Consider the following 21439-nt stretch of genomic DNA (forward strand, 5'->3'; position numbering starts at 1 on the left):
CGTCCTCAGAACCCGAGAGAGAGCAGGAATCGGAGCCCGCGCTCGACCTCCGGCACCGGATTCCCGTTCATGAAGACGTGGTTCACGCCGGGAAGGAGCACAAGCTCTGTCGACACTCCGCGCGCGATGAGCGCTGAGGCCAGGGCCTCGCTCTGCTGCGCCGGGACGATCCAGTCGCTGTCGCCGTGCACGAGCAGGAACGGCGGCGCGTCGGCTCGCACGTGACTGAGGGGGGAGGCGACCTGCCGACCCCGCTCGAGGACGAGCGCCGAGCCCTCGAGCAGTGTGCGCATCGGATCCGCAGCGTCCGGACCGGGATCCGGAAGCAGGGAGCGGTACTCAGCGGGGAACGCGTCACCGAACCGCGGCATGGTCTCCACATCGGAGACGCCGTAGAAGTCGATCACGGCAGCGACAGCGCTCGACACGTCGGTGACACCCGTGACGCCTTCCAGAGCGGAGTCGTTCTGAACGAGTCCGAGAAGCGCAGCCAACTGTCCACCGGCAGACTCCCCCCACGCAGCGATCCGGGTCGAATCGATGCCCAGCCGCTCCGCGTATCGGCGCACATACCGGACGGCAGCCTTCACGTCGTGAAGCTGGGCGGGGAAGGGGGCTTCTTTCGCGTGCCGGTAGTCGATGGAGACGACTGCGATGCCGGCGTCGATGAGCGGCTGGAACAGCACGCCAGGCGCCCACTCGAGCGGAGGATGCTGTCGACTGCCGGTGAGGAAGCCTCCCCCGTGGATCCAGACGACGGCGGGAGACGCGCTCTTCGCGTCAGCGGGTACGAACACGTCCAGCTCGATCGGCCGGTATCCCTCCACGACGGAGTAGATGAGGGAGCGGTGCTCGAGGGCGCCGTTCGGTCGCTGAGCGTCGATCGCTCCGGGCGGGAAGTGAGTCGACGGCGCCGACGCCGCGGGCGTCGTTGCGGAGCCGTCTCGGAAAGACGGCGAAGACGGCCGACCTGCGCGGGAGGACTGCATTTCGGTCATCGGATCTCCGCAGCCAGTCGTCGGCGCGCCTCGCGGCGCTCTCTTTGTCGGTCCGGGTCGGCCGTCGGCGCGGCCAGCACCAGGCGACGCGTGTAGTCGTTCTGCGGTGTGTCCGTCACCTCGGCGACCGGTCCGGTCTCGACGATCTCGCCCTTGTAGAGCACCGCGACACGGTGACTGATGTGGCGCACCACCGAGAGGTCGTGGGTGATGAACAGATAGGCGACGCCGGTGCTGCGCTGCAGCTCGATCATCAGATCGAGGACGAGGGCCTGTGTCGTCAGATCGAGAGCCGAGACGGGTTCGTCGCAGATGACGAGTCGCGGCTTCAGCGCCAGTGCCCGCGCGATGGCGACGCGCTGGCGCTGCCCTCCACTGAATTCCCTCGGGTAGCGGTACGCAGCATCCGCGGGCAGCCCCACGCGGGCCAGGAGTCCACCGACCGAGGCGCGGGCTTCCTTGGGGTCGACTCCCTGCCCGATCAGGGGCTCGCTGAGGATGTCGTCGATGCGCAGCGTCGGGTTGAGCGACGTGTACGGGTCCTGGAAGATCACCTGCACGTCCGTGGCCAGACCACGCCGCCCAGCGGCGTCGAGGCTGGTGATGTCCCTGCCGTCGAAGGCGATCCTGCCCCCCGTCGGCTTCGCCAGGCCGAGGATCGCGCGGCCGAGTGTCGTCTTGCCGGATCCCGACTCGCCGACGAGGCCGAGCGTCTCTCCAGCGGCGATCTCCAGTGAGATGCCTTTGAGCACCTCAGTGGCCTGGGACCGGAAACCTCGGCCCGGGTAGCGCAGTCGAAGATCCTCGACCGTGAGCAGTGGGTTCATTCTGTGCTCCCTGTGGTCTCCGTCTGAACGCGCGGAGGATCGGTGCGAACGGTGTCCTCGTCGAGAATCGCCCCGATGAGCTGCTGGGTGTACGGGTGCTGCGGGTGGTGGAACATCTCCCGCACGCCCCCGGACTCGACGAGCTCGCCCTCCCGCATCACGATCACGCGGTCGCAGAGGTCCGCGACGACTCCGAAGTTGTGAGTGACGAGGAGCACGCCCATGCCGTACTCGGCCTGCAGATCACGCAGGAGATCCAAGATCTCGGCCTGCACGGTGACGTCGAGCGCCGTCGTGGGCTCGTCGGCGATGAGGAGCTTGGGACGCGAGGCCACCGCGCCGGCGATCAGGGCACGCTGCGCCATGCCGCCGGAGATCTGGTGCGGATAGGAGTTGTAGGTCCGCTCGGGATCGGCGATGCCCACCCGGGCGAGCAGACCGATGATCGTGTCCTTCGCCTCCTTGCGCGACATGCCGGCGGAGATACCGGCGATCAGCTGATTGCCGACGGTGAACGACGGGTCCAGGTTGGACATCGGCTCCTGCGGGATGTAGGAGATCACGCCGCGTCTGAGCCGGCGCATCTCCTTCGAGTCCTTGCTCAGCAACGACTCTCCCGCGAGCTCGAGGGCGTCCGCGACGACGGTGGCCTGCTTGGGGAGGACACCGAGGATCGAGAAGGCCGTCTGCGTCTTGCCCGAGCCCGATTCGCCGACGAGTCCGACGATCTCGCCGGGCGCGACGTCGAGGGAGACGCCCCGGACGACGTCCTTCCTGCTCCCGTCCGACTGCGGATAGCTCACGCGCAGTCCCCGCACCGAGAGCAGACCGTGCGTCGGCGGGGTGTCGGACGCGGGTGCCTTCGCCTTCTCGACGACGGCCTCCCCCGTCTTGACGCGCTTGCGCTTGGCCTTCGCCTGCGGAGCGGAGAGGACGTCGCGGTAGGCGTTGGCCAGCAGGACGAGTGAGCCGTTGAGAAGGGCCAGGAAGCCGGCGGACCACAGGAGCTGCTCGGGGGCGACGTAGATGTTGACGAAGGCGTCCGAGGTCATGCCCCCGAAGCTCGGCTGGCTGACCGCGCCGAAGCCGAGGAAGGCGAGGCCCGCCTGCACACCGATCGCCGCTGAGGCGAGGAAGGCGAGGGCGATGACGATCGGACCGCGCACCACGTAGAGGACGTGGCGCGTCAGGATCCTGCGGTTCGACAGACCGGCGACGCGCGCCGCATCGACGTACAGCTCGTTGCGCACGCCCTGGACGAGGTTGCGGACGAGCCGGAAGATGCCGGGCGACAGCAGGAAGCCGAAGACGAACATCGTCGCCTGATAGGTGCCACCGGTGACCGGGAACAGCACGATGAGCAGAACGATCCCGGGAAAGCTCATGACGAGGTTGAAGACCCAGGACGACGCCGCATCGGTCCGCTTGCCGACGTATCCGGCGATGAGGCCGAAGGTCGTCCCGACCACGACGGCGATGCCTGCACCGAGGAGCGCGGAGATGAACGACACCTGCAAAGAGCTGAGTGCTCGCGCCCAGATGTCGCGACCGTACTGGTCGGCGCCGAGAGGCCACCCCGGTGTGCCCACGGGGGCGTTGATCTGCTCGAGGGAGGCGTAGGCGGGCGAGTGGGTGCTGAGCACGGGGGCCAGGATCGCGAGGACGATCAGCACGACCAGGATGAGGAGCGGGATGACCCCCATCGGCTTGCGCAGAAGGCGGATGAACGCCCCCGCCGGGCGTCGGGGGCCGGACGTGTCGGGTAGAACGGTTGCGAGGTCGGCTGCGGTGGTCACTGGGTCCTCACCTTGGGATTGAGCCATCCGTTGAGGATGTCGACGACGAGATTGACGATGACGAGGAGTCCGACGGCGAAGAGCGCGACGCCCATCATCGCGGGGAGGTCACCCTGGATCGACGACTGGTATCCGAAGGTTCCGAAGCCCGGGAGCGCGAAGACCTTCTCGATGAAGAGCGCGCCTCCGAACATGCCGATGAACTCGAGCGAGAAGACGGTGAGCCCCGGGGCGGCTGCGTTGCGGAGCGCGTGCTTGAGGAGGATCTTCCGCTCCGAGACGCCTCGGGTCCGGAGGGTCCGGACGTAGTCCCGCTCGAGCTGGTCGGCCATCGCTCCACGGATCTGGGCGCCGAGGGACGCGACTCCGCCGATCGCGAGCAGAAGGGAGGGGAGCGCGATGGACGCGAACCAGGCGGACGGCGACTCGGCGAGCGGAGTGAATCCCACCGCCGGCACCCATGCCAGCTGGATGGCGAACACGTAGACGAACACGATCGCGAGGACGATCCCCGGGAAGACGAACGCGATCGTGGAGATCCCCTGGAGGATCGTGTCCACGATCCCGCCTCGAGCCGCGGAGACCACTCCGAGGAGCGTGCTCAGCAGGATCACGAGGACCGACGCGACGAGGACGACGGAGAGGGTGACCGGCAGCCGCGTCGAGAGGGATGCGACCACCGGCTCGCTCGTGAAGTACGAGGTGCCGAGATCTCCTCGGAAGACTCCGGAGAGCCAGTTCCAGTACTGCTCGAGCACGGGGCGATCGAGACCGAGCTGACCGTTCAGCTGCGCGATCTGCTCGGGCGTCGCCGAGGGGCCGAGGATGTTGTACGCGACCGGCAGGTTCGCGCCGTAGGTCATGAAGAACGTGATGCCCGTCACGATGAAGATGAGGATGAGCCCGTCGCGGAGGCGACGCAGCAGATATGTCAGCATGATGACTCCCGGAGTGGTGCGGGGAGGACCTCCCGCACCACTCGATCGGAATGAGTGCTACTCGCCGGCCGGCGCGTAGGGCAGCAGGTTGAGGTTGTACTGCGTGGGAGCGGTGTACGTGACCTTCTTCGAGGCGACCCAGGAACCGTTGACCTGGTTGAGCGGCGCGTTCCAGAAGTTGTTCACCAGGTACGCGTTCACGTCCCCCCAGGCAGCGCCCTGCTCGTCGTCGGGGGCAGCGTCCGCCGTGGCGATCAACTGAGTGAGCTCGGGCGTGGCGGTGCCGAAGGGGTCGAAGATGCCGCCGAGCGAGGTCTTGACGTCGACGGCGTTGTTGGACGCCATTCCGTTGTACATGAAGTACATCGCGTAGTTCTTCGTGAACACCTTCGTGAAGAAGTCGGTCAGCGCGACGGACTCGTAGTTGACCGTGATGCCGATGTCCGACATGGACTGGCTGATGATCGAGTCGTACTGGGCCGAGTAGGGGGTGCTCGGCATGGTGACGGCGAACCCGTCCGCGTAACCCGCCTCGGCCATCAGCGACTTCGCCTTGTCGAGGTCGTACGACGCGACATCGAGGAGGTCTTCTGAGAAGGCGGAGTCGATGTCGCTGACGACCTGATTGGTTGCCGTGGATCCGTTGCCGATGAGCTTCGATGCGATCGTGTCGCGGTCCAACGCGAGGTTGATCGCCTGGCGGACGCGCACGTCCGCCAGGGCGGGCACGATCGTCCCCGCGCGGTCGGAGAGCCACAGGACGGCGAGGGAGGTCGGCTTGTTCTCTCCGGTGTCGAACTGGGCCGCGGGGTACTGCTCGACATCGTCGGCCGAGGGCAGTACGTCGAGCTGACCCGAGCGGAGTGAGTTCTGCTGAGCCGTGGGGTCGGCCAGGATGGAGACCTCGAGGTGCTCGAAGGGGTAGGCGGCGACGTTCCAGTTGTCCGGGTTCCGGTCAAGGACGTACTTCGAGCCCGCCACCGTCTTCTCGGTGTTGAGGATGTACGGTCCGGAACCGACGGGCTCCAGCTGGGAGCTCTCGGCGGTCAGAGCTTCGGGAGCACCGATGGCGCCGTTCGAGTTGGTCAGAGCGGGGAGGAACGCGGCGTCCGGAGCCGAGAGGTTGACGACGACGGTCGAATCGTCCGGGGCCTCCACCGAGGAGACTCGCGCCCACGCGGCCTGGCTCACCGTCCCCACCCTGAGGGCTTCGAGTGAGGCCACGACGGCTTCGGCGTCGGCCTTCTCGCCGTCGGTGAACGTCATGCCGCTGCGGATGTCGAACGTCAGCTTGGTGCGGCTGTCGTCGTACTCCCACGACTCGGCCATCCCAGGGATCAGCGTGCCGTCAGTGTCCATCGTGACGAGCGTGTCGTAGACCGCTGTGGAGAGCAGGTTCTCACTGCCGCCCCACTGCCCGACTGTGAAGTTCGACGGAGTTCCGCCCTGCGACAGGTGCAGAGTCTGCTCCGCGCCGCTCGATCCTTCCGGGGATCCGCCGGCGGTGCAGCCCGCCAGTGCGATCGCGACGGCGGCAGTGACCGCCACCGCCTTGAGTGCTGACGCAACCTTCATTCGTTGACTCCCTTGTCATGGTGTGGGTGTTGCTGCCTTCGATCACCGGGGTTCGGGGTCCTCCGGCGAGTTAGTGACACGCGACACTGGATGCTAGCCGACACGTGACAATAAAGTCCAGGATCGGACGTCGTCCGGATCGTTGGCGCTTGAGACGAGCGACTCCGGCGCTGATGTGACCGACCAGGAGAGCCTCCCGGCGACTGGTCCAGGGCGGAGGTCGACGAGAGCGGCCGTGGCTCGAGCCAGTCGCTCGACGTCGGTCGTCTCAGTCTCTGCCAGGTCAGGTCGCTAGGGCTCGTCGAGTAAATTCGCCGCGAGCCTGCTGCGACGCACGAGAGATCGCGGCGTGCGGCGCGATCAGGTCGGACCCGTGGAACGCGCCGACGCAGACGTAAAGGTCGCATCCTCCTCTCGTCGAAATGCCCTCGTTTGTCGCGAATCCGACACCAGTTGTTCGTCCTCTGCCAGAGCGGCAGCCTGCGGGGCGAACTGGTCGCTCATCGGAGTCGGGCGCGCAGGAACGTACGGACCTGGAGGACGTGCTCGTGGTCCTCGGGGGCGCGCCCCATGAAGAAGCCGTGCGGAGCACCTTCCCAGACGTGCAGTTCCGTCGTCACGCCGGCTTTCACAAGCTTCCTGTGGAGGCGAACGGCGTCGGAGAGGAGCATGTCGCGAGTGCCGGAGGTGATGATCGTCGGGGGGAAGCTGTCGTCGTAGTCGCCGAAGAGCGGCGAGATGTACGGGTGCTCCGCCGGGTACTCGCCCTTGTACAGAGCGAGCATGTTGGCGAAGCTCTCGGCGGTCGTGCCCTCGGCGTTCGTGTACCAGCTCTCTCCGCGGAAGGTGAAGTCCGTCGGCGGTGAGACGAGGGCGAGACCGGCGGGTGTGGGAAGGCCTTCCGCTCGTGCGCGCAGGACCAGAGCGGCTGCGAGATTCGCACCGCCCGACTGCCCCATGACGACGATGTCCTCCGGCGCGTGGTCCTCGAGGAGGAGACGGTAGACGGCCGTGCAGTCGTCGAGCCCGGCGGGGAAAGGGTGGTGCGGAAGCTGCCGGTAGTCCATCCCCCAGGTGGTCAGGCCCATGTTCCCCGCCACCAGCTGGGTCGACCGACGCGCGGTCGCGCCGCCGCCGAAGGTGAAGCCTCCGCCGTGCATGTTCAGCAGCACTCGGCGGTCGTCCCGGTCCGAGGATCGGGGCGTGGCGACGATGAACGTCGCGTCTCCGACGGTGCGCTCGACGAGGTCGACCTGCTCGTCGGACGGCACCGCTCCGACGGTGGCCATGGCCATCGTCTCCAGGACCTCGGGGACCGTCGACGCGGCAAGCGCTTCGAGGTACGCCCAGCCCTCGGCGTCGGACGGGGCGGGGGTGGGCAGCGCGGGTTGCTCGTGAACCGCTGCGAGGACCGCCTGCGCTTCGGGCGAGAGAGTCGACGGGATCGGGAATCGTGCTGCCATGAGGTGCTCCTAGAAAGTGGGATGAGGGGGTGGATGAAGAACGAGCATCGAGGGGCCGCTCCTGTGGGGAGGGGCTCCCGGGTGTCCGAGTGGTTACGAGTCGGCGGCTGTCACCAGTCGCAAGCACCAGGACCACCGGTACTCATGGTCGGTCAGTCGGAACTCCGGCCGCGTGTCCGGTCCGAGCTGGGCGGTGCCCAGGCCTCGGTGCGCGATGTCGAGCTGCACGATGGTGCGGCGGCTCTCCGGCAGCTCCCACCAGTGCGCGGCCGCCTCGAGCTCCTGGACGGTGTGGCGACCGACCGTCAGATGGAGAGGCGAGTCGTGCGTCGTGGTCACGACTCCGGCCGGGCCGGTGAGGCGCATCGACCGGACGTCGCCGCGTCCGCCGTTCTCCTGCGGGAGCACGTAGGGCACCGCTGCGTCGTCGATGCTCGAGCCCCATCGGCCGAGCAGCGCGGAGGCTCGGCGATCGGGATAGTTCTCCCACGGTCCGAGCCCCACCCACTCCAGGTCGTCGAAGGCGCCGACCAGCTCGAACTCGACCCCGACGCGCAGCCCGTCCACGGTGCCCGCGGGCAGCTGGACGGTCTCGGCGAACTCGAACTCGTCGCTCGAGACCTGGAGGATCCGCTGGGAGTGAAGGACCTCGTCGCCGAAGGCCGTGCGGTAGTGGTTGCGGATCAGGACGGCGCCGTCCGGCTCGTCGTCGACCGACGCGGACTCCCGGGTCAGCTCGAAGAAGCCGGTCCGGACGAAGCGCTGGTCGAGGAAGAAGGACGTGTCGTTGTCGACGAGCGCGCGCCACAGGTTCAGTCGCGGCGGAACGGCCAGCAGGGGATGCGCGAGCCGTCCGTCGGCGCCGACCGGACGACCCGAGGACGCACGGTGGGCCGAGCCGCGAGTGGTCCGCGCCGGCGTCGTCAGCTGGTGCTGAGCCAGGACGGTTCCCGCCGGAGCCCACACGGTGCCCTCAGCGGTCAGGACGTCGAGCGTGAGAGCGAGCGCGTCGTGGGAGCCGAGTCTGTCGCGCAGCGCCCGGGGTACCTCGACGCTCGCCGTCTCCCCCGTGCCGGCGTGGACCGGCACCGAGAACCGCTCCGTCGGCCCCTCCGTCGACTCGACGGCGAGCGCGAATCGGAACGAGGACAGATCGGTGAACGTCCAGCGGTTCAGGAGGCGCACGGTCCCCTCGAGCGCCTCCTGCATCGACGAGACGATCCGCACCGGGCTGAAGAGACCGCGGGCTTCGTAGAGCGCGGGCTTCGGTGTGCCGTCGGCGAAGACGACGCCGTTGAGCACGATCGGTCCGTCGTTCGGCTCGTCGCCGAAGTCGCCCCCGTACCGGTAGTGGCCGTCGCGGTCGCGGTCGAGCGCATGGTCCTTGAACTCCCAGATGAATCCACCCTGCACGCCGGGGAGCGATTCGATCGAGCGCCAGTAGTCGGCCAGGCCTCCAGTGGAGTTGCCCTGCGAGTAGGCGTACTCGCACATGATCAGGGGCCGGTCCGCTTCCGCATGCGCGGAGAAGGCCTCGAGGGCGGAGACGGGCGGGTACATGGGGCAGACGATGTCGGTGGCGGCGCGTCCGCCGTGCCAGTCGGCCGAGATCGCCCCCTCGTAGTGCAGCGGACGGGTGGGGTCGTATCCGCGCACCCAGCCGGCAGCCGCATCGTGGTTGGCGCCGTAGCCGGTCTCGTTGCCCAGCGACCAGGCGATCACCGAGGGGTGGTTCTTGTCGCGGATCACCATGCGGGAGACGCGGTCGACGAACGCCTCGAGGTAGCGGTGGTCGTCGCAGAGCTGGTCGGCGAACGCGTGGCCTTCGATGTCGGCCTCGTCGAAGACGTAGAGGCCGAGCTCGTCGCAGAGGTCCAGGAGCACCGGGTCGTTCGGGTAGTGCGAGGTGCGCACGGCGTTGACGTTGAAGCGCTTGAGCAGCGACAGATCGGCGAGGTGGTCCTCGCGAGTGAGGACGCGACCGGTCTCCGGGTGGAAGTCATGGCGGTTGACCCCCTGGATCCAGATCCGGCGGCCGTTCACCAGCAGGTCCCGCCCGACGATCTCCACTCGGCGGAAGCCCGTGCGGATCTCAGTGCGATCTACGACGGCGCCGTCGCGGTCGAGGAGTTCCACGAGGAGGCTCTCGAGGTGGGGTGTCTCCGCCGACCACGGCTGGACAGCGAGATCGGCCAGTTCGATGATCGCGGCGCCGGGGCGTTCGGCAGGGTGCATCGCCGCGTGGGAGGCGGCGGCGCCGGCCGCAGCCTCGGGTGACAGCGTCGCCCCGGCGGCGTGCAGGCTCATCAGGTCCATGATCCCGTCGGGGATCTGCGCCGCCGGGGGCCGACTCCGGTCCGGTGAGCTCAAGGGGATGGTCTGCGCCGTCCGGCGCGCACCGACGGGGCGCTCGACAGACCTTCCCGCGAGAACCGCTCGCACGGAGTGCGTTCTCTCGAAGCTCTGCTCCGCACCGCTGACTGTGGCGACGATCCTGGCGGAGCTGAGTCCGGTGCCGGGGTCGTGGTCCGCGACGACCGTCACATCCTGGAGCCGTACTCGTGGGAGCCTGTGGAGCTGCACCGAACGGCTCAGGCCCGACTGCCACCACTGATCCTGGTCCTCCAGGTAGCTGAACACGGACCACTTCGCGACGCGCAGCTCGAGCTCGTTCACGCCCTCCTGCATCTCCGCGGTGATGTCGAACTCGGCGGCGAGGTGCGAATCAGTGCTCTCCCCTACCGGCTCTCCGTTCACGCGGACCTGCAGGTACCCCTCTGCCGCACCCACGTGCAGTACGACATGGTCATCCCCGATTCCACTCAGCTCGAACGACCGGCGGTACACACCGGTCGGATTCGCGCTGGGGACGTGCGGGGGAACCAGATCGAACGGCATCGGGATGTTCGTGTAGTGCGGAGGGTCGCTCGCCTCGCGCATCGTCCACAGCTCCGGCACCGAGACCTCCTCCCATGCATCGCCCGGGCCGGCGTCCCAGGACGGGAGGAGCTGGAAGGACCAGCGCCCGTCCAGATCGAGGTACGGCGCACGTCGGATCGCCGTCATCGGGAGACGGCGGTACGAGACCACGCCGGCGTCGGGTCCGAGAGGACCGCTGTCAGGAGTTGTCATGGTCGTCATTCCTCCGAGTTCGGGCGAGTCGCGGGTAGGGGTCGGCTTCGGCCTGCGGGCGGGGAGAAGGCACGAGCTCCCTCCCCGCCGGGATTCCTTCTCAGACGACGCCGGAGGAACCGATGATCTCCACCTCGGAGGTCGCACGGATGTCGTCCGAGGCGAAGCCCACGGTCAGGGTCACGCGTCCGGCCTCGATGACGCGCCGGCCATCGAGACCGGAGAAGGCGAGCCGCGCGACCGGAGCCGAGAGCTCGATCGTCGTCTCCTCGCCGACGTCGAGTCCGACTCTTTCGAAGGCGATGAGCTGGCGCACGGGGCGCACGACCGATGCCTCCTCGTCGCGGGCGTAGAGCTGGACCACGGTGTCGCCGGCTCGGGACCCGGTGTTGCGGACCGTGACCGTCAGTGCCAGCCTGCCGTCGGGCTGCACGGTCGGCTCGGACGCTTCGGAGGTGAGGTCGAACTCGGTGTAGGACAGCCCGTGCCCGAAGGCGAACAGCGGACTCTGCGAGGCGAGGTCGTTGTAGCCGTGACGGATGCCGGTCGGGTGGTCGTAGCCGCTGCCGAAGTGGTGCCCGTGGTAGATCGGGATCTGCCCGATCGAGCGCGGGAAGGAGCTGGGCAGCTTTCCGCTCGGGTTCCTCTCGCCGAACAACGCGCGGGCGACCGCCTCCCCGCCCTCCTCACCGAGCAGCGGGGCGAGGAGGACGGCGCTCGACTGCTCCACGAGGTCCGTGAGCAGCAGAGGCCTTCCGGTGACGATCACGCTGACCACGGGGACTCCCGTGCCTGCCAGGAGTGCGACGAGCTGCTCCTGGTTCCCGGGGAGCCGGGGCTCGCTGGTGGACTGCCCCTCGCCGGCGGTGTTGTTGCCCACCCAGCCGGTGCGCTCGCCGAGCGCGGCGATGACGACATCCGCATCGCGGACGGCGTCCACCACCGCGGCCTCGTCGAGCGGGGTGGCCTCCGGATTCAGATCGCCGAGTCCGACGAAGACGACGTCGGGACGCCGCGCCTGAAGGGCCTCGAGCAGCGTCGGGGCGTCCGGGTGGAGCCGCTTTGCGGCCGCCTCGAACGTCGGCTCGATCCCCGGCATCCGCGCTTGAAAGATGTCGGTGAAGATGGCCTCCTCGGCCGTGATCCCGGGGATCTCGCCGGCCCGGAGCGCCATCGAGCCGCGGAACATCTCGATGTTCGACACCGACGTGTAGGCGCCGAAGTGGATGCGGAGCTCGTCGGCGGCAGGACCGACGACCATGATCCTCGCCCGGTCCTCGGAGAGGGGCAGCGTGCCGTCGTTGCTGAGGAGGACGAGGGACTGATCGGCGAGGGTCCGACGGATCTCGGCGGCGTCCTCTCGGTCCACCTCCGGAGTGCTGCTCGGCCGACGGAACTCCGGAATGAGCCCGGCCCGCGCCTTCGCGACGAGAGTGCGCTCGACCGCGATGTCGACGACGCGCTCGTCCAGGCGTCCGGACTCGACCTCCTCGACCAGTGCCGCGTACTCCTCGCCTCCGGGGAGATCCGCGTCGAGCCCGGCGGCGAGCGCCTGCCTGGCTGCCTCGCCGGCGCGCGGAGCGGTGTGATAGACGGTGCGCAGCATCGCGATCGACGAGTAGTCGCTGACGACGGGTCCGGGGAATCCGAGCTCTCCGCGCAGGAGGTCGGTCAGCATCCACCTGTTGGCGGCGGCGGGCACTCCGTCGACCTCGTTGTACGAGTTCATCACCAGCCCGAGGTCGGCTTCAGCGATGGCGCGGCGGAACGGCTCGGCGTACTCGTCGACGAGCGCTCGACGACCCAGCTGCGTGACGGCCTGGTTGAGACCGCCCTCGGAGGCGCCGTAGCCGAGGAAGTGCTTCCCCGTCGCAAGGATCGGCCGCTCGCCGTCGCCGCCCTGGATGCCCTGCACGAACGCCACGGAGCACTGCGACACGAGTTCGGTGTCCTCGCCGTAGGTCTCGTGCACCCGGCCCCAGCGCGGATCGCGCGCCAGATCCATGACCGGGGAGAACACGGCGTGGCCGCCGATCTGCTCGGTGAGCGCGGAGCTGACCGCGGCGGCACGGCGGATGAGCCCGGGGTTCCAGGAGGCCGCCTGAGCCCAGGCCGTCGGGAACTGGGGGCCCGAGTCGTGTACGACGCCGTTGATCGCCTCGAAGTGCACCATCGCGCCGATCCCGAACGGGGACACCTCGCGCACGTGCTCCTGGATCGCGTCGAGCTGTGAGCGCAGCTCGTCAGCCTTCTCGGCGAGGAACCAGGCCATGGAGATGTGGCCGACCCCGTGCGGGCGGACGACCGCCACGCGGGCGGGGTCGAGCCCCTGGATCTCCGGCGTGGCGACGAAGAGCTCGGTCGCGAACAGGCCGCGGAGCTGGGCGACCTTCTGCTCCAGGGTCATCTTCCCTACGAGGCGGGCGGCGTCGACCGTGCTCATGAGAGGTCCTTGTCCGTGGTGAGGGCGAACGAGACGGCGAGCACGCTGGTCGGCTCCAGCAGGAGCTCGACGGAACCCCGGCGGACCTCGAGGCCGATGTCGCGCGGTTCGACCTCCATCCGCGGCTCGCCCTCGAAGGCGAGTCGGTTGACGGCCTCGAGCGGACCGCCGAGGACGGTGCCGATCGTGGTGCCGTCCTGCGCCCCCTCGATCGCGAGGGTGAGCGGGACCGGGGCGGCGCCGATCGAGACGAGCTTCAGGTGCAGGACTCCCTCGCCGAGGCTGGCGGAGGCGAAGACACCCTCGGGCAGTGCGCCCTCGAGCGGCACGACGTGCTCGCCGATGCGGGTGGTGAACAGCTGCTGCACGAGGTAGTTGGCGGTGCGGACGACGCGGCTCGGGCTGAAGTCGATCAGGCAGTGCGGCCACTGCCCGTGCTCGACGAGGTTGAGCAGCGGGGCGTAGCAGCTGAACGCGACGAGGTCGGAGTTGCGCTCCACGCCGGTGAGGAAGGCCGCCTCGGCCAGCGCGCTGAGCCAGGTGTTCGGCTCGGGCGCGAGCATGCTCTCCGGAACAGCGGGGTGGCGGTCGCCGAGGTCGTAGCCGAGGTAGGCGGCGTACTCGCCGAGGAAGAGGCGGGCACCACGGCGCGGGTAGGAGTCGTAGCGCTCTGTCGCGTTGAACAGCCACGCCGGCGAGTTGTAGAAGTGCTCGTCGACGAGGACGCTCTCGTCCTCGCCGTAGATCTCCCACGCGGGGTCGGCGGTCTCCCCCGGCCGGATCACTCCGCCGTTGACGATGACGGTCAGCCCGGGGTGCGCGCGGTCCACCGCGTCCCTGATCCGCTGGAAGTGGGCCAGGTACTCGGGGCCGAAGTTCTCGTTGCCGATGCCGAGGTGCTGCAGCGGGAACGGCTCAGGGTGGCCGGCTGCTGCGCGGAGAGCGGCCCAGTGGCTCGTGGTCGCGTCACCGGTCGCCCACTCGATCAGGTCGAGGGTGTCCTGGACCACGGCGGCGAACTCGGCGCTCTCCAGCGGCAGGTGCTCGTCCTGCCGGGTCTGGCAGCTGTCGCCGGCCCACACCACGGGGATGGGCGCCATGCCGAGGTCCTCGCAGAGCAGGAAGTACTCGTAGAAGCCGATCTGGTTGCTCTGGCTGTAGTCGCCGTCGGTGCGCGACTGACCCCAGAGGTTGTACTCGGCGCGGCGGGTGATGAGGGGGCCGACCGTCTTCTTCCAGTCGTAGTGGCTGCCGTCGCCGCAACCCTCCACGATGCAGCCTCCGGGGAAGCGGAGGAAGCGCGGGGCGAGCGCGGCGAGCGCCTCGACGAGGTCGCGGCGCAGCAGACCCTGGCTCCAGCGCGGGTCGCCCGCACCCCAGTGGTCCTCGTGCACCAGGCGCACCTCGTCGAGATCGACCGTGCCCGTTCCGGTGGCGATGATCTGCAGCGATCCGAGCGCCGTGCCGGCGGGGACGAGCCGGACGCGGCACTCCTGCCACCCGCGAGCGGTCTGCTCCAGCGCTCCGCTCGCCAGGACGGTGCCGTCGGCGGCGACAAGACGCGCTTCGAGCGTCCCGTCGAACGCGGCGGTGCGGAGCAACAGGCTCAGCAGCATGGGACGTCCGGGGTCGAAGGCCATGCCCGGCAGCCCGCCCGGGTAGCCGTGGTTCTCGAGCACGCCCTGCTCCTCGTCCAGGCGCAGTCGGGCGAAGGAGGCTCCCGGCGCGGCGGCGGCGCTCCGCGAGGCTTCCAGGCGTCCGCCGGTGACGCGCCAGTGCCGCAACCGGTCCAGGTGCCGGCCGGCCGGGGTGGTCGCCTCGAGCGGCAGGTCCTCCGGCGCCATGGCGGCCAAGCGCTCGCGCACGCCGTCCGGGATCAGGTCGAGCGGCGCATAGGGCAGGGTGCCGTTGGTGAGGTAGACGCCCTCGAAGCTGTGGTTGTTGACCAGGTTGGCGGAGAGCCCGCCGTCGCAGCCGAAGTTGATGTCCTCGAGGAAGAGGCCGTACAGGGTCGGGCTGATCGCGGTCGTCGGCCGGCCAGTGCGCAGGCGCAGGGGGGCGGTGTCCTGCCCGAGGGTCGACAGGGCGGGTGCAGTGGTGTCAGTCATGCGGGTGGATCTCACATTCGGGTCGGTGTGTCACGGTGTCGCCGTCGGTAGTCGGCGGGGCGCTGAGTTCAGGGGCGGTGCGTGACCTCGACGGTCGCGAGGAGGGGGCGCTGATGCGACCAGTCGGCCGTGGGGCCGCTCGTGGTCACCGTCGCGCGTTGCCGGATGTCGTCGGAGGACGCGCCGACCAGGAGGTCGATGTCGCCCGCCTCGAACACGAAGGTGCCGTCGAGACCGAGGTACGCCAGCTGGCCGGTCGAGAAGGCGACCTCGACCTGGGCGGATTCGCCGGGTTCGAGCTCGACCCGCGCGAAGGCGACCAACTCCTGCGCTGGTCGGGTCACCACCCGTGCTCGGTGCGAGGCGTAGAACTGGACGATGTCCGAGCCGTTCCTCGTCCCCGTGTTGGTGACGGTCAGCGTGACCTCGACGGTCCCGTCGGTGCTGATCGCGGCGGCGCCGAGCTGCAGCTCGGAGTACTCGAACGTGGTGTAGCTCACTCCGTGACCGAACGGGTACAGGGGTCGCGACGGCATGTCGGTGTAGCCCTTGTGTGCATCCGTCTCGGTGCGCCGGTACCCGGAGCCGGGGTGCTGACCTTGGTGCACCGGCACCTGGCCGCTGTGCCGTGGGAGGCTGACGGGCAGCCGACCGCCGGGGTCGACGTCGCCGACGAGGACCTGGGCCACCGCGGCCATGCCGGACTGTCCGCCGTAGGGCACGTGGAGGAGCGTCGGCACGACCTTTTCCAGTTCAGTGAGGGCGAAGGGGCGCCCGGTGAAGACCACGCCGACGGTGGGAGTGCCGGTCGCGGCGATCGCGCGGGCGAGCTCGACCTGGACCGACGGGAGGTCGATGTCAGCGCGGTCACTGCCCTCGCCCTCGGTCATGGCCGCGCCGAACCATCCAGGGCGACCGCCTAGTGCCAGCACGACGACGTCGGCGTTCTCGGCCGCGGCCACCGCGGCGGCGAGGTCCGACGGCTCCGAGTCGAGGACGCCGGTTCCCGCGACGCCGACGATCTCGGCGTCCGGGGCGGCATTGCGGAGGGCCTCGACCAGCGAGCTCGCGCCGTAGACGGTGCGGGCGTACTCCTCGAGTCCGTGGTCAAGGTGCGAGCCGGACTGTGCGGACAGGACATCGCCCATCTCTCCTGCCGCGGCGGCCTCTGCGTCCTCTGCGCCGGCCATGTTCGTCTTCTCGCCGGCGACGATGCCACCGAACATGGCAAGGGCGGCGAAGTAGGTGTAGCCGGGGAAGCTCGTGGCGACGACGTCGGCGTGGGGGCCGATGACGGCGATCCGGATCGTCGTCTTCGCGAGAGGGAGGAGGTCGTCGTCGTTGCGCAGGAGCGTGACGGACTGGCGGGCGAGGGTCAGCGCGAGGTCGCCGCCCTCGTGCGCGATGGCAGTGAGACGCTCTTCGTCCTCGTCCACGTACGGGTTGTCGAAGAGGCCCAGTGCGAACTTGTCGCGCAGCACGCGCAGGACCGAGCGGTCGACCAGCGATTCGGCGACCAGGCCCTCGCGGACAGCCTCGACGAGAGTCGGGCCGTAGCCCTTCGCGTCGGGGAGCTCGACGTCGAGGCCCGCCTCGAGGGCGAGGCGCCCGGCATCTTTGAGGCTCGTGGCGACGCCTTGGCGGTCGAACAGGTGGCCGATGGTGCCGTAGTCGGAGACGACGGTGCCGCTGAAGCCCAGCTCGTCGCGAAGGAGCCCTTCGAGGACCGAGCCGCTGGCTCCGACCGGGACCCCGTCGACGGTGGAGTAGGAGTTCATCACCGACGCGAGACCTGCTTCGCGGATCGCGGCTTCGAACGGTCGCGCGTAAACCTCTCGGATCTCGCGCCCGCCGACGCCGGTGGCGGCCATGTGCTGGCCGCCGTCGGTCATTCCGAACCCGAGGAAGTGCTTGCCAGTGGCGATGACGCCGCTCGTGAGGTCGGAGCCCTGCATTCCCCGGGTGAACGCGACGCTCATCTCGGACACGAGACAGGGGTCCTCGCCGTAGCTCTCGTGCACCCGTCCCCAGCGGGCGTCGCGGGCGACGTCCATCACCGGGGAGAGGGCCTGGCCGTGACCGATCGAGCGCATCTGACGGGCGAGAATCCCCGCCATCTCCTGGACTCCGGCCGGGTTCCAGGTCGCTGCCAGAGCAATGCCGGTCGGGAAGGTGGTGAAGCCGGCTGCGACGAGACCGTTCAGCGCTTCCAGGTGGAACATCGCGGGGATGCCCAGCCGCGTGTTCTCGACGAGGTACCGCTGCACCGTGTTGACCACACGCGCCAGGTCGGCGGGGAAGAGGTGGTTGAACATCGAGTACATCGAGATCTGCCCGATGCCGATGCTCAGCTCGCCCTCGAGCTGCTGGGGCGTCGGACCGCCGAGCCCCATCAGCCCCATGGGCATGATGGAGGTCAGCTGCTGTGCCTTCTCCTCGAGGGTCATCTGGGCGAGCAGCTCGCGCGCCCGCACATCCGGGGTCCTCGAGCGGTCGCCGACAGTCGCGTTCGTCATCACTGGACCGACCAGCCGCCGTCGGAGGCGAGCACGACGCCGTTGACGTTCGCGGAGTCGTCGCTCAGCAGCCAGGTGATGGAAGCGGCCATGGTCTCGGCCGTTGCAATCGGCGGGATCAGCGCGAAGAAGGGGCCGAGTCGTCCGATTCCGAACTCTGAGGCCGCGGATCCCTCGATGCCCGTGGCGGTGGGCCCGGGGGCGATCGCGTTGGTGCGGATACCGGAGGGGCCGTAGAGGAACGCGGAGCTCTTTGTGATGCCCACGACCGCATGCTTGGACGCGGTGTAGGCGGTTCCGGCCGCATTGCCGCGCAGGGCGGCCTCCGAGGCGATGTTGACGATCGAGCCGCGGCCCCGCTCCAGCATCGATGGCAGCACGGCGCGGCTGAGTGCGAAGGTGCCGTCCACGTTCACGGCCAGGACCCGGCGCCAGAGCGAGTCGTCCGTCTCGTGCAACGGCGTCATCCCGTCCATGATCCCGGCGATGTTCGCGAGGCCGTCGATGCTCGGCCCCGCCGCTTCGACGATCGACGTGACGCCGTCTGACGAGGTGATGTCGGCGGTGACAGTGACGACCGAGCCTTCGGCGGCGGCCTCGGCCAGCGCGTCGATACCCGCCGGGACGACGTCGACGGCGATCACCCGGCCGCCCTCGGCGAGGATGCGTCGGGCGGTGGCCCGTCCGATGCCGGAGCCGGCTCCGGTGACGATGATCGTCTTTCCGGCGAAGCGCTGGGCGGCGGTCGCGGCGGTATCGTCTTCGGCCTCCGGCGGAGTGAGCGCCTCGTGGTCGGTGGTCGTGGGCGTGAGTGCCATGTCGTTCTCCTTCTGCGAATGGGAGGCGACGTTCCTTGCGGACGCCGCCGAGGGTGTGCCGCTGCTCAGTGCGCGGGCATCAGGCTCCGGTCGACGGCGGCCGGGCGCGGGACGAGGAGGGACAGCAGCACCGGGACGAGGGAGATCCACGCGCCCCACACGAACGCCGTATGCACGCCGGAGACCTGGGCGGCGACGGCGTCCGACCCGGCGGTCGTCGCGGCGACGATCCCGGTGGTCATCAGCGTGATGAACAGGGCCGTGCCGGCGGCGCCGGCGACCTGCTGGAGGGTGTTCACGATCGCCGACCCGTGGGAGTACAGGTTCGTGGGGAGCGACCCGAGAGCCGAGGTGAGCAGCGGCGTCAGCATGAAGCCGAGGCCGATGTTGAGCGCGACGTGGACCGCGATCACCAGGGCGACGTCGGTCGTCTCGGTCACGGTCGTCAGTCCCCAGAGCGAGGCGCTGAGGAGCACGGCGCCGGGGGTGACCAGCGGCTTGGGCCCGAACCGGTCGAAGAGCCGGCCGACGATCGGGGCGGCGACGCCCATCGCGACTCCACCGGGGAGCAGCGTCAGGCCGGTCTGGAGGGTGTCGAGGCCGAGCACGTCCTGGAGGTAGATCGGCAGCAGGATCAGTGACCCGAACAGAGTCGCCATGCTGACGATGACCAGGAGCGTGGAGATCGAGAACGCCCGCGAGAGGAACGGGCGGAGGTCCATCAGCGCCCTGTCCCGCTTCTGCAGCGCCAGCGAGCGGAGCACGAAGACGACGAGGGCGAGGGCCCCGACGGCCACGGGCACCGCCGGCGGGAGCAGGACCTCGCCGGCCGCGGCCTCCCCCAGACTGCTGAGCCCGAAGATCAGGCCGCCGAAGCCGACCGCCGCGAGCAGGATCGAGAGCACGTCGAAGCGGCTCCGGCTCGTCTCCGTGACGTCCGTGATCAGGATCGCGCCGAGGACCAGCGCGACGAGCGCGATCGGGAGGACGACGATGAACAGCCACCGCCAGGACAGCGAGTTCAGGATCAGGCCCGAGAGGGTCGGGCCGACCGCCGGAGCTACCGCGATCACGATCGAGATGAGCCCCATCATCCGGCCGCGGCGGGACGCCGGGACGAAGGTCAGCACGGTGGTCATCAGCAGCGGGATCATCAGCGCCGTGCCGCTGGCCTGGACGACGCGGCCGGCCAGCAGCACCTCGAAGCCGGGAGCGACCGCGGCGAGGAGGGTGCCGAGGGTGAACAGCGTCATCGCGGCGATGAAGACCGACTTCGTGCCGAACCGCTGGAGCACCTGCCCCGTGGTGGGGATGATGATCGCCATCGTCAGCAGGTAGGCGGTGGTCAGCCACTGGGCGGTCGCGGCGGTGATGCCGAGGTCGCGGATGAGGCTCGGGAGTGCCACCCCCATGATCGTCTCGTTGAGGATCACCACGAACGCCGAGGCCAGGAGCAGCCCGATGATCAGCTTCGCCCGCTTCGGGAGGCGCTCGTCGACGGCGATGCCGGCGGTGCCGGGTGAGAGCTCGGAGGCGGACGCGAGGTCCTCTCGGTCGGCTGCGGTCGTGCGCCGAGTCCCAGCCGTCAAGAGGCGTCCCTCTCGGCGGCGGCGCGCCGACCGAGCCAGGCGAGGCTCGGCTTGGGGGTGCGCACGAAGGTGGTCCGGTCGACGGCGATGAGTCCGAAGGTCGGTCCCCAGTGGCCCCACTCGTAGTTGTCGAGGATGCTCCAGTGCAGGTAGCCGCGGACGTCGATGCCGTCGGCGACGGCGTCCGCGAGACCGGCGAGGGCGCCCTCGGTGTAGTCGATGCGGCGGGAGTCGTCCGCGGTCGCGATGCCGTTCTCGGTCACCAGGATCGGGACTCCTGCGACCTCGGCGGCGTGGCGCACCGCGATGCCGAGCGCGTCAGGACGGTAGGCCGCACCCGACAGCGTGTTGTCGGGGTGCGGCGGGTGGGCGACGAGGCCGTTCTGGTCGACGGCCTGCGAGGAGTAGGCCTGCACGCCGAGGAAGTCGTCCTCGCGGGAGGCCTCGAGGTAGAGGTCCTCCCAGACGTAGCGGACCCGCTCGAGGGCGTCCTCGTTTCCGCCGGGCGCGGCGGTGAGTGCCAGGCAGGCGACGCTCCAGCCGACCTTCGCTCCTGTGCGCTCGCGGAGTGTGTCTCGCACGGCGTGGTGCAGCTCCGCGAGGCGGCGGCCGATGTCCGGGTCGGGGTCGGGGAGCTTCGCGGCGCGCCCGGTGTTCTCCTCCTCCTCGGCGGTGTCCTCGACGGTGGGGCTGACCCAGTCGCCGGCATCGGCGTTCGCGAACATCTTCTGGGCGTTGATCATCATCGAGAGCATGTTCGGCTCGTTGAAGGTGATGATCCACTCGACGCCGGTGAGGATCGGAACGACGGTGTCGATGTAGCTGGTCCACCGCTCGTGGGCGGTCTCGCCGGCCCAGCCGCCCTCTTCCGCGAACCACTGGGGGATGGTGAAGTGGTTGAGGGTGATGACCGGAGTGAGGCCGAGCTCGAGGGCGGCGTCGATCATCCGCCGGTAGTGGGCGAGCTCGGCGCGCGAGACGTGACCGGCGCGGGGTTCGATCCGCGCCCACTCGATGCCGAAGCGGTAGGAGTCGAGCCCCGCGTCGGCGAGCAGCTGCATGTCCTCGCGGTAGCGGTGGTAGCTGTCGACGGCGTCGCCGCTGGGCTCCATGCCGGGCATGCGCCCTTCGTTCGTCCACCAGTCGCTGGCGAGGTTGTTGCCCTCGATCTGGTGGGGGGCGGAGGAGGCTCCCCAGAGGAATCCGGGACGGAAGGTGGTCATGTGCTTCTCCTGA

13 protein-coding genes are annotated in these 21439 nt (G+C 69.3%); all 13 read right to left on the reverse strand.

The genetic code is table 11. From position 1 onward, the window contains the following. Window positions 1-5 precede the first annotated feature (5 nt). Window positions 6-989, reverse strand: a complete 984-nt coding sequence (locus C5C10_RS04570; RefSeq protein ID WP_181073394.1) for an alpha/beta hydrolase — start codon at window positions 987-989, stop codon at window positions 6-8. A 5-nt stretch (window positions 990-994) separates the two neighbouring features. After that, on the reverse strand, window positions 995-1825 hold the full coding sequence (locus tag C5C10_RS04575) for an ATP-binding cassette domain-containing protein (RefSeq protein WP_104328650.1): 831 nt from the start codon (window positions 1823-1825) through the stop codon (window positions 995-997). Next, the gene (locus tag C5C10_RS04580) at window positions 1822-3621 is read right to left on the reverse strand and encodes a dipeptide/oligopeptide/nickel ABC transporter permease/ATP-binding protein (RefSeq protein ID WP_258060411.1); all 1800 of its coding nucleotides are present in this window, start codon (window positions 3619-3621) and stop codon (window positions 1822-1824) included. Before C5C10_RS04580 ends, C5C10_RS04575 begins: the two co-directional genes overlap by 4 nt. Next, the gene (locus C5C10_RS04585; protein ID WP_104328651.1) at window positions 3618-4559 is read right to left on the reverse strand and encodes an ABC transporter permease; all 942 of its coding nucleotides are present in this window, start codon (window positions 4557-4559) and stop codon (window positions 3618-3620) included. Before C5C10_RS04585 ends, C5C10_RS04580 begins: the two co-directional genes overlap by 4 nt. 57 nt (window positions 4560-4616) lie before the next feature. Beyond that, window positions 4617-6134: an ABC transporter substrate-binding protein gene (locus C5C10_RS04590; RefSeq protein WP_104328652.1), complete on the reverse strand. Its 1518-nt coding sequence runs from the start codon at window positions 6132-6134 to the stop codon at window positions 4617-4619. A gap of 500 nt (window positions 6135-6634) precedes the next feature. Then, window positions 6635-7597, reverse strand: a complete 963-nt coding sequence (locus C5C10_RS04595; protein WP_104328653.1) for an alpha/beta hydrolase fold domain-containing protein — start codon at window positions 7595-7597, stop codon at window positions 6635-6637. 93 nt (window positions 7598-7690) lie between these two features. After that, window positions 7691-10729, reverse strand: a complete 3039-nt coding sequence (locus tag C5C10_RS04600) for a glycoside hydrolase family 2 TIM barrel-domain containing protein (RefSeq protein ID WP_104328654.1) — start codon at window positions 10727-10729, stop codon at window positions 7691-7693. Window positions 10730-10829: 100 nt separating this feature from the next. After that, window positions 10830-13172, reverse strand: a complete 2343-nt coding sequence (locus C5C10_RS04605; RefSeq protein ID WP_104328655.1) for a glycoside hydrolase family 3 N-terminal domain-containing protein — start codon at window positions 13170-13172, stop codon at window positions 10830-10832. Next, window positions 13169-15280 (reverse strand): alpha-L-arabinofuranosidase C-terminal domain-containing protein, encoded by a 2112-nt coding sequence (locus C5C10_RS04610; protein WP_104328656.1) that lies wholly within the window; start codon window positions 15278-15280, stop codon window positions 13169-13171. The genes C5C10_RS04605 and C5C10_RS04610 overlap by 4 nt, the downstream gene beginning before the upstream one ends. 68 nt (window positions 15281-15348) lie before the next feature. Further along, the gene (locus tag C5C10_RS04615) at window positions 15349-17796 is read right to left on the reverse strand and encodes a beta-glucosidase (protein ID WP_104328657.1); all 2448 of its coding nucleotides are present in this window, start codon (window positions 17794-17796) and stop codon (window positions 15349-15351) included. Beyond that, window positions 17796-18614: an SDR family NAD(P)-dependent oxidoreductase gene (locus tag C5C10_RS04620; RefSeq protein WP_104328658.1), complete on the reverse strand. Its 819-nt coding sequence runs from the start codon at window positions 18612-18614 to the stop codon at window positions 17796-17798. Before C5C10_RS04620 ends, C5C10_RS04615 begins: the two co-directional genes overlap by 1 nt. Before the next feature lie 65 nt (window positions 18615-18679). Continuing rightward, window positions 18680-20203 (reverse strand): MDR family MFS transporter, encoded by a 1524-nt coding sequence (locus tag C5C10_RS04625; protein ID WP_104328659.1) that lies wholly within the window; start codon window positions 20201-20203, stop codon window positions 18680-18682. Next, window positions 20200-21426 carry a family 1 glycosylhydrolase gene (locus C5C10_RS04630; RefSeq protein WP_104328660.1) on the reverse strand — a complete coding sequence of 409 codons (1227 nt, stop codon included), beginning with the start codon at window positions 21424-21426 and terminating at the stop codon, window positions 20200-20202. Before C5C10_RS04630 ends, C5C10_RS04625 begins: the two co-directional genes overlap by 4 nt. Window positions 21427-21439 lie beyond the last annotated feature (13 nt).

The sequence above is a fragment of the Rathayibacter sp. AY1A3 genome (assembly GCF_002930975.1).
Taxonomy (GTDB): domain Bacteria; phylum Actinomycetota; class Actinomycetes; order Actinomycetales; family Microbacteriaceae; genus Rathayibacter.

Excerpts from the sequence above, each read along its gene's own strand:
- C5C10_RS04570 (WP_181073394.1), bottom strand. The coding sequence starts at position 989 with ATGCAGTCCTCCCGCGCAGGTCGGCCGTCTTCGCCGTCTTTCCGAGAC.
- C5C10_RS04575 (WP_104328650.1), bottom strand. The coding sequence starts at position 1,825 with ATGAACCCACTGCTCACGGTCGAGGATCTTCGACTGCGCTACCCGGGC.
- C5C10_RS04585 (WP_104328651.1), bottom strand. The coding sequence starts at position 4,559 with ATGCTGACATATCTGCTGCGTCGCCTCCGCGACGGGCTCATCCTCATC.
- C5C10_RS04590 (WP_104328652.1), bottom strand. The coding sequence starts at position 6,134 with ATGAAGGTTGCGTCAGCACTCAAGGCGGTGGCGGTCACTGCCGCCGTC.
- C5C10_RS04595 (WP_104328653.1), bottom strand. The coding sequence starts at position 7,597 with ATGGCAGCACGATTCCCGATCCCGTCGACTCTCTCGCCCGAAGCGCAG.
- C5C10_RS04600 (WP_104328654.1), bottom strand. The coding sequence starts at position 10,729 with ATGACAACTCCTGACAGCGGTCCTCTCGGACCCGACGCCGGCGTGGTC.
- C5C10_RS04605 (WP_104328655.1), bottom strand. The coding sequence starts at position 13,172 with ATGAGCACGGTCGACGCCGCCCGCCTCGTAGGGAAGATGACCCTGGAG.
- C5C10_RS04610 (WP_104328656.1), bottom strand. The coding sequence starts at position 15,280 with ATGACTGACACCACTGCACCCGCCCTGTCGACCCTCGGGCAGGACACC.
- C5C10_RS04615 (WP_104328657.1), bottom strand. The coding sequence starts at position 17,796 with ATGACGAACGCGACTGTCGGCGACCGCTCGAGGACCCCGGATGTGCGG.
- C5C10_RS04620 (WP_104328658.1), bottom strand. The coding sequence starts at position 18,614 with ATGGCACTCACGCCCACGACCACCGACCACGAGGCGCTCACTCCGCCG.
- C5C10_RS04630 (WP_104328660.1), bottom strand. The coding sequence starts at position 21,426 with ATGACCACCTTCCGTCCCGGATTCCTCTGGGGAGCCTCCTCCGCCCCC.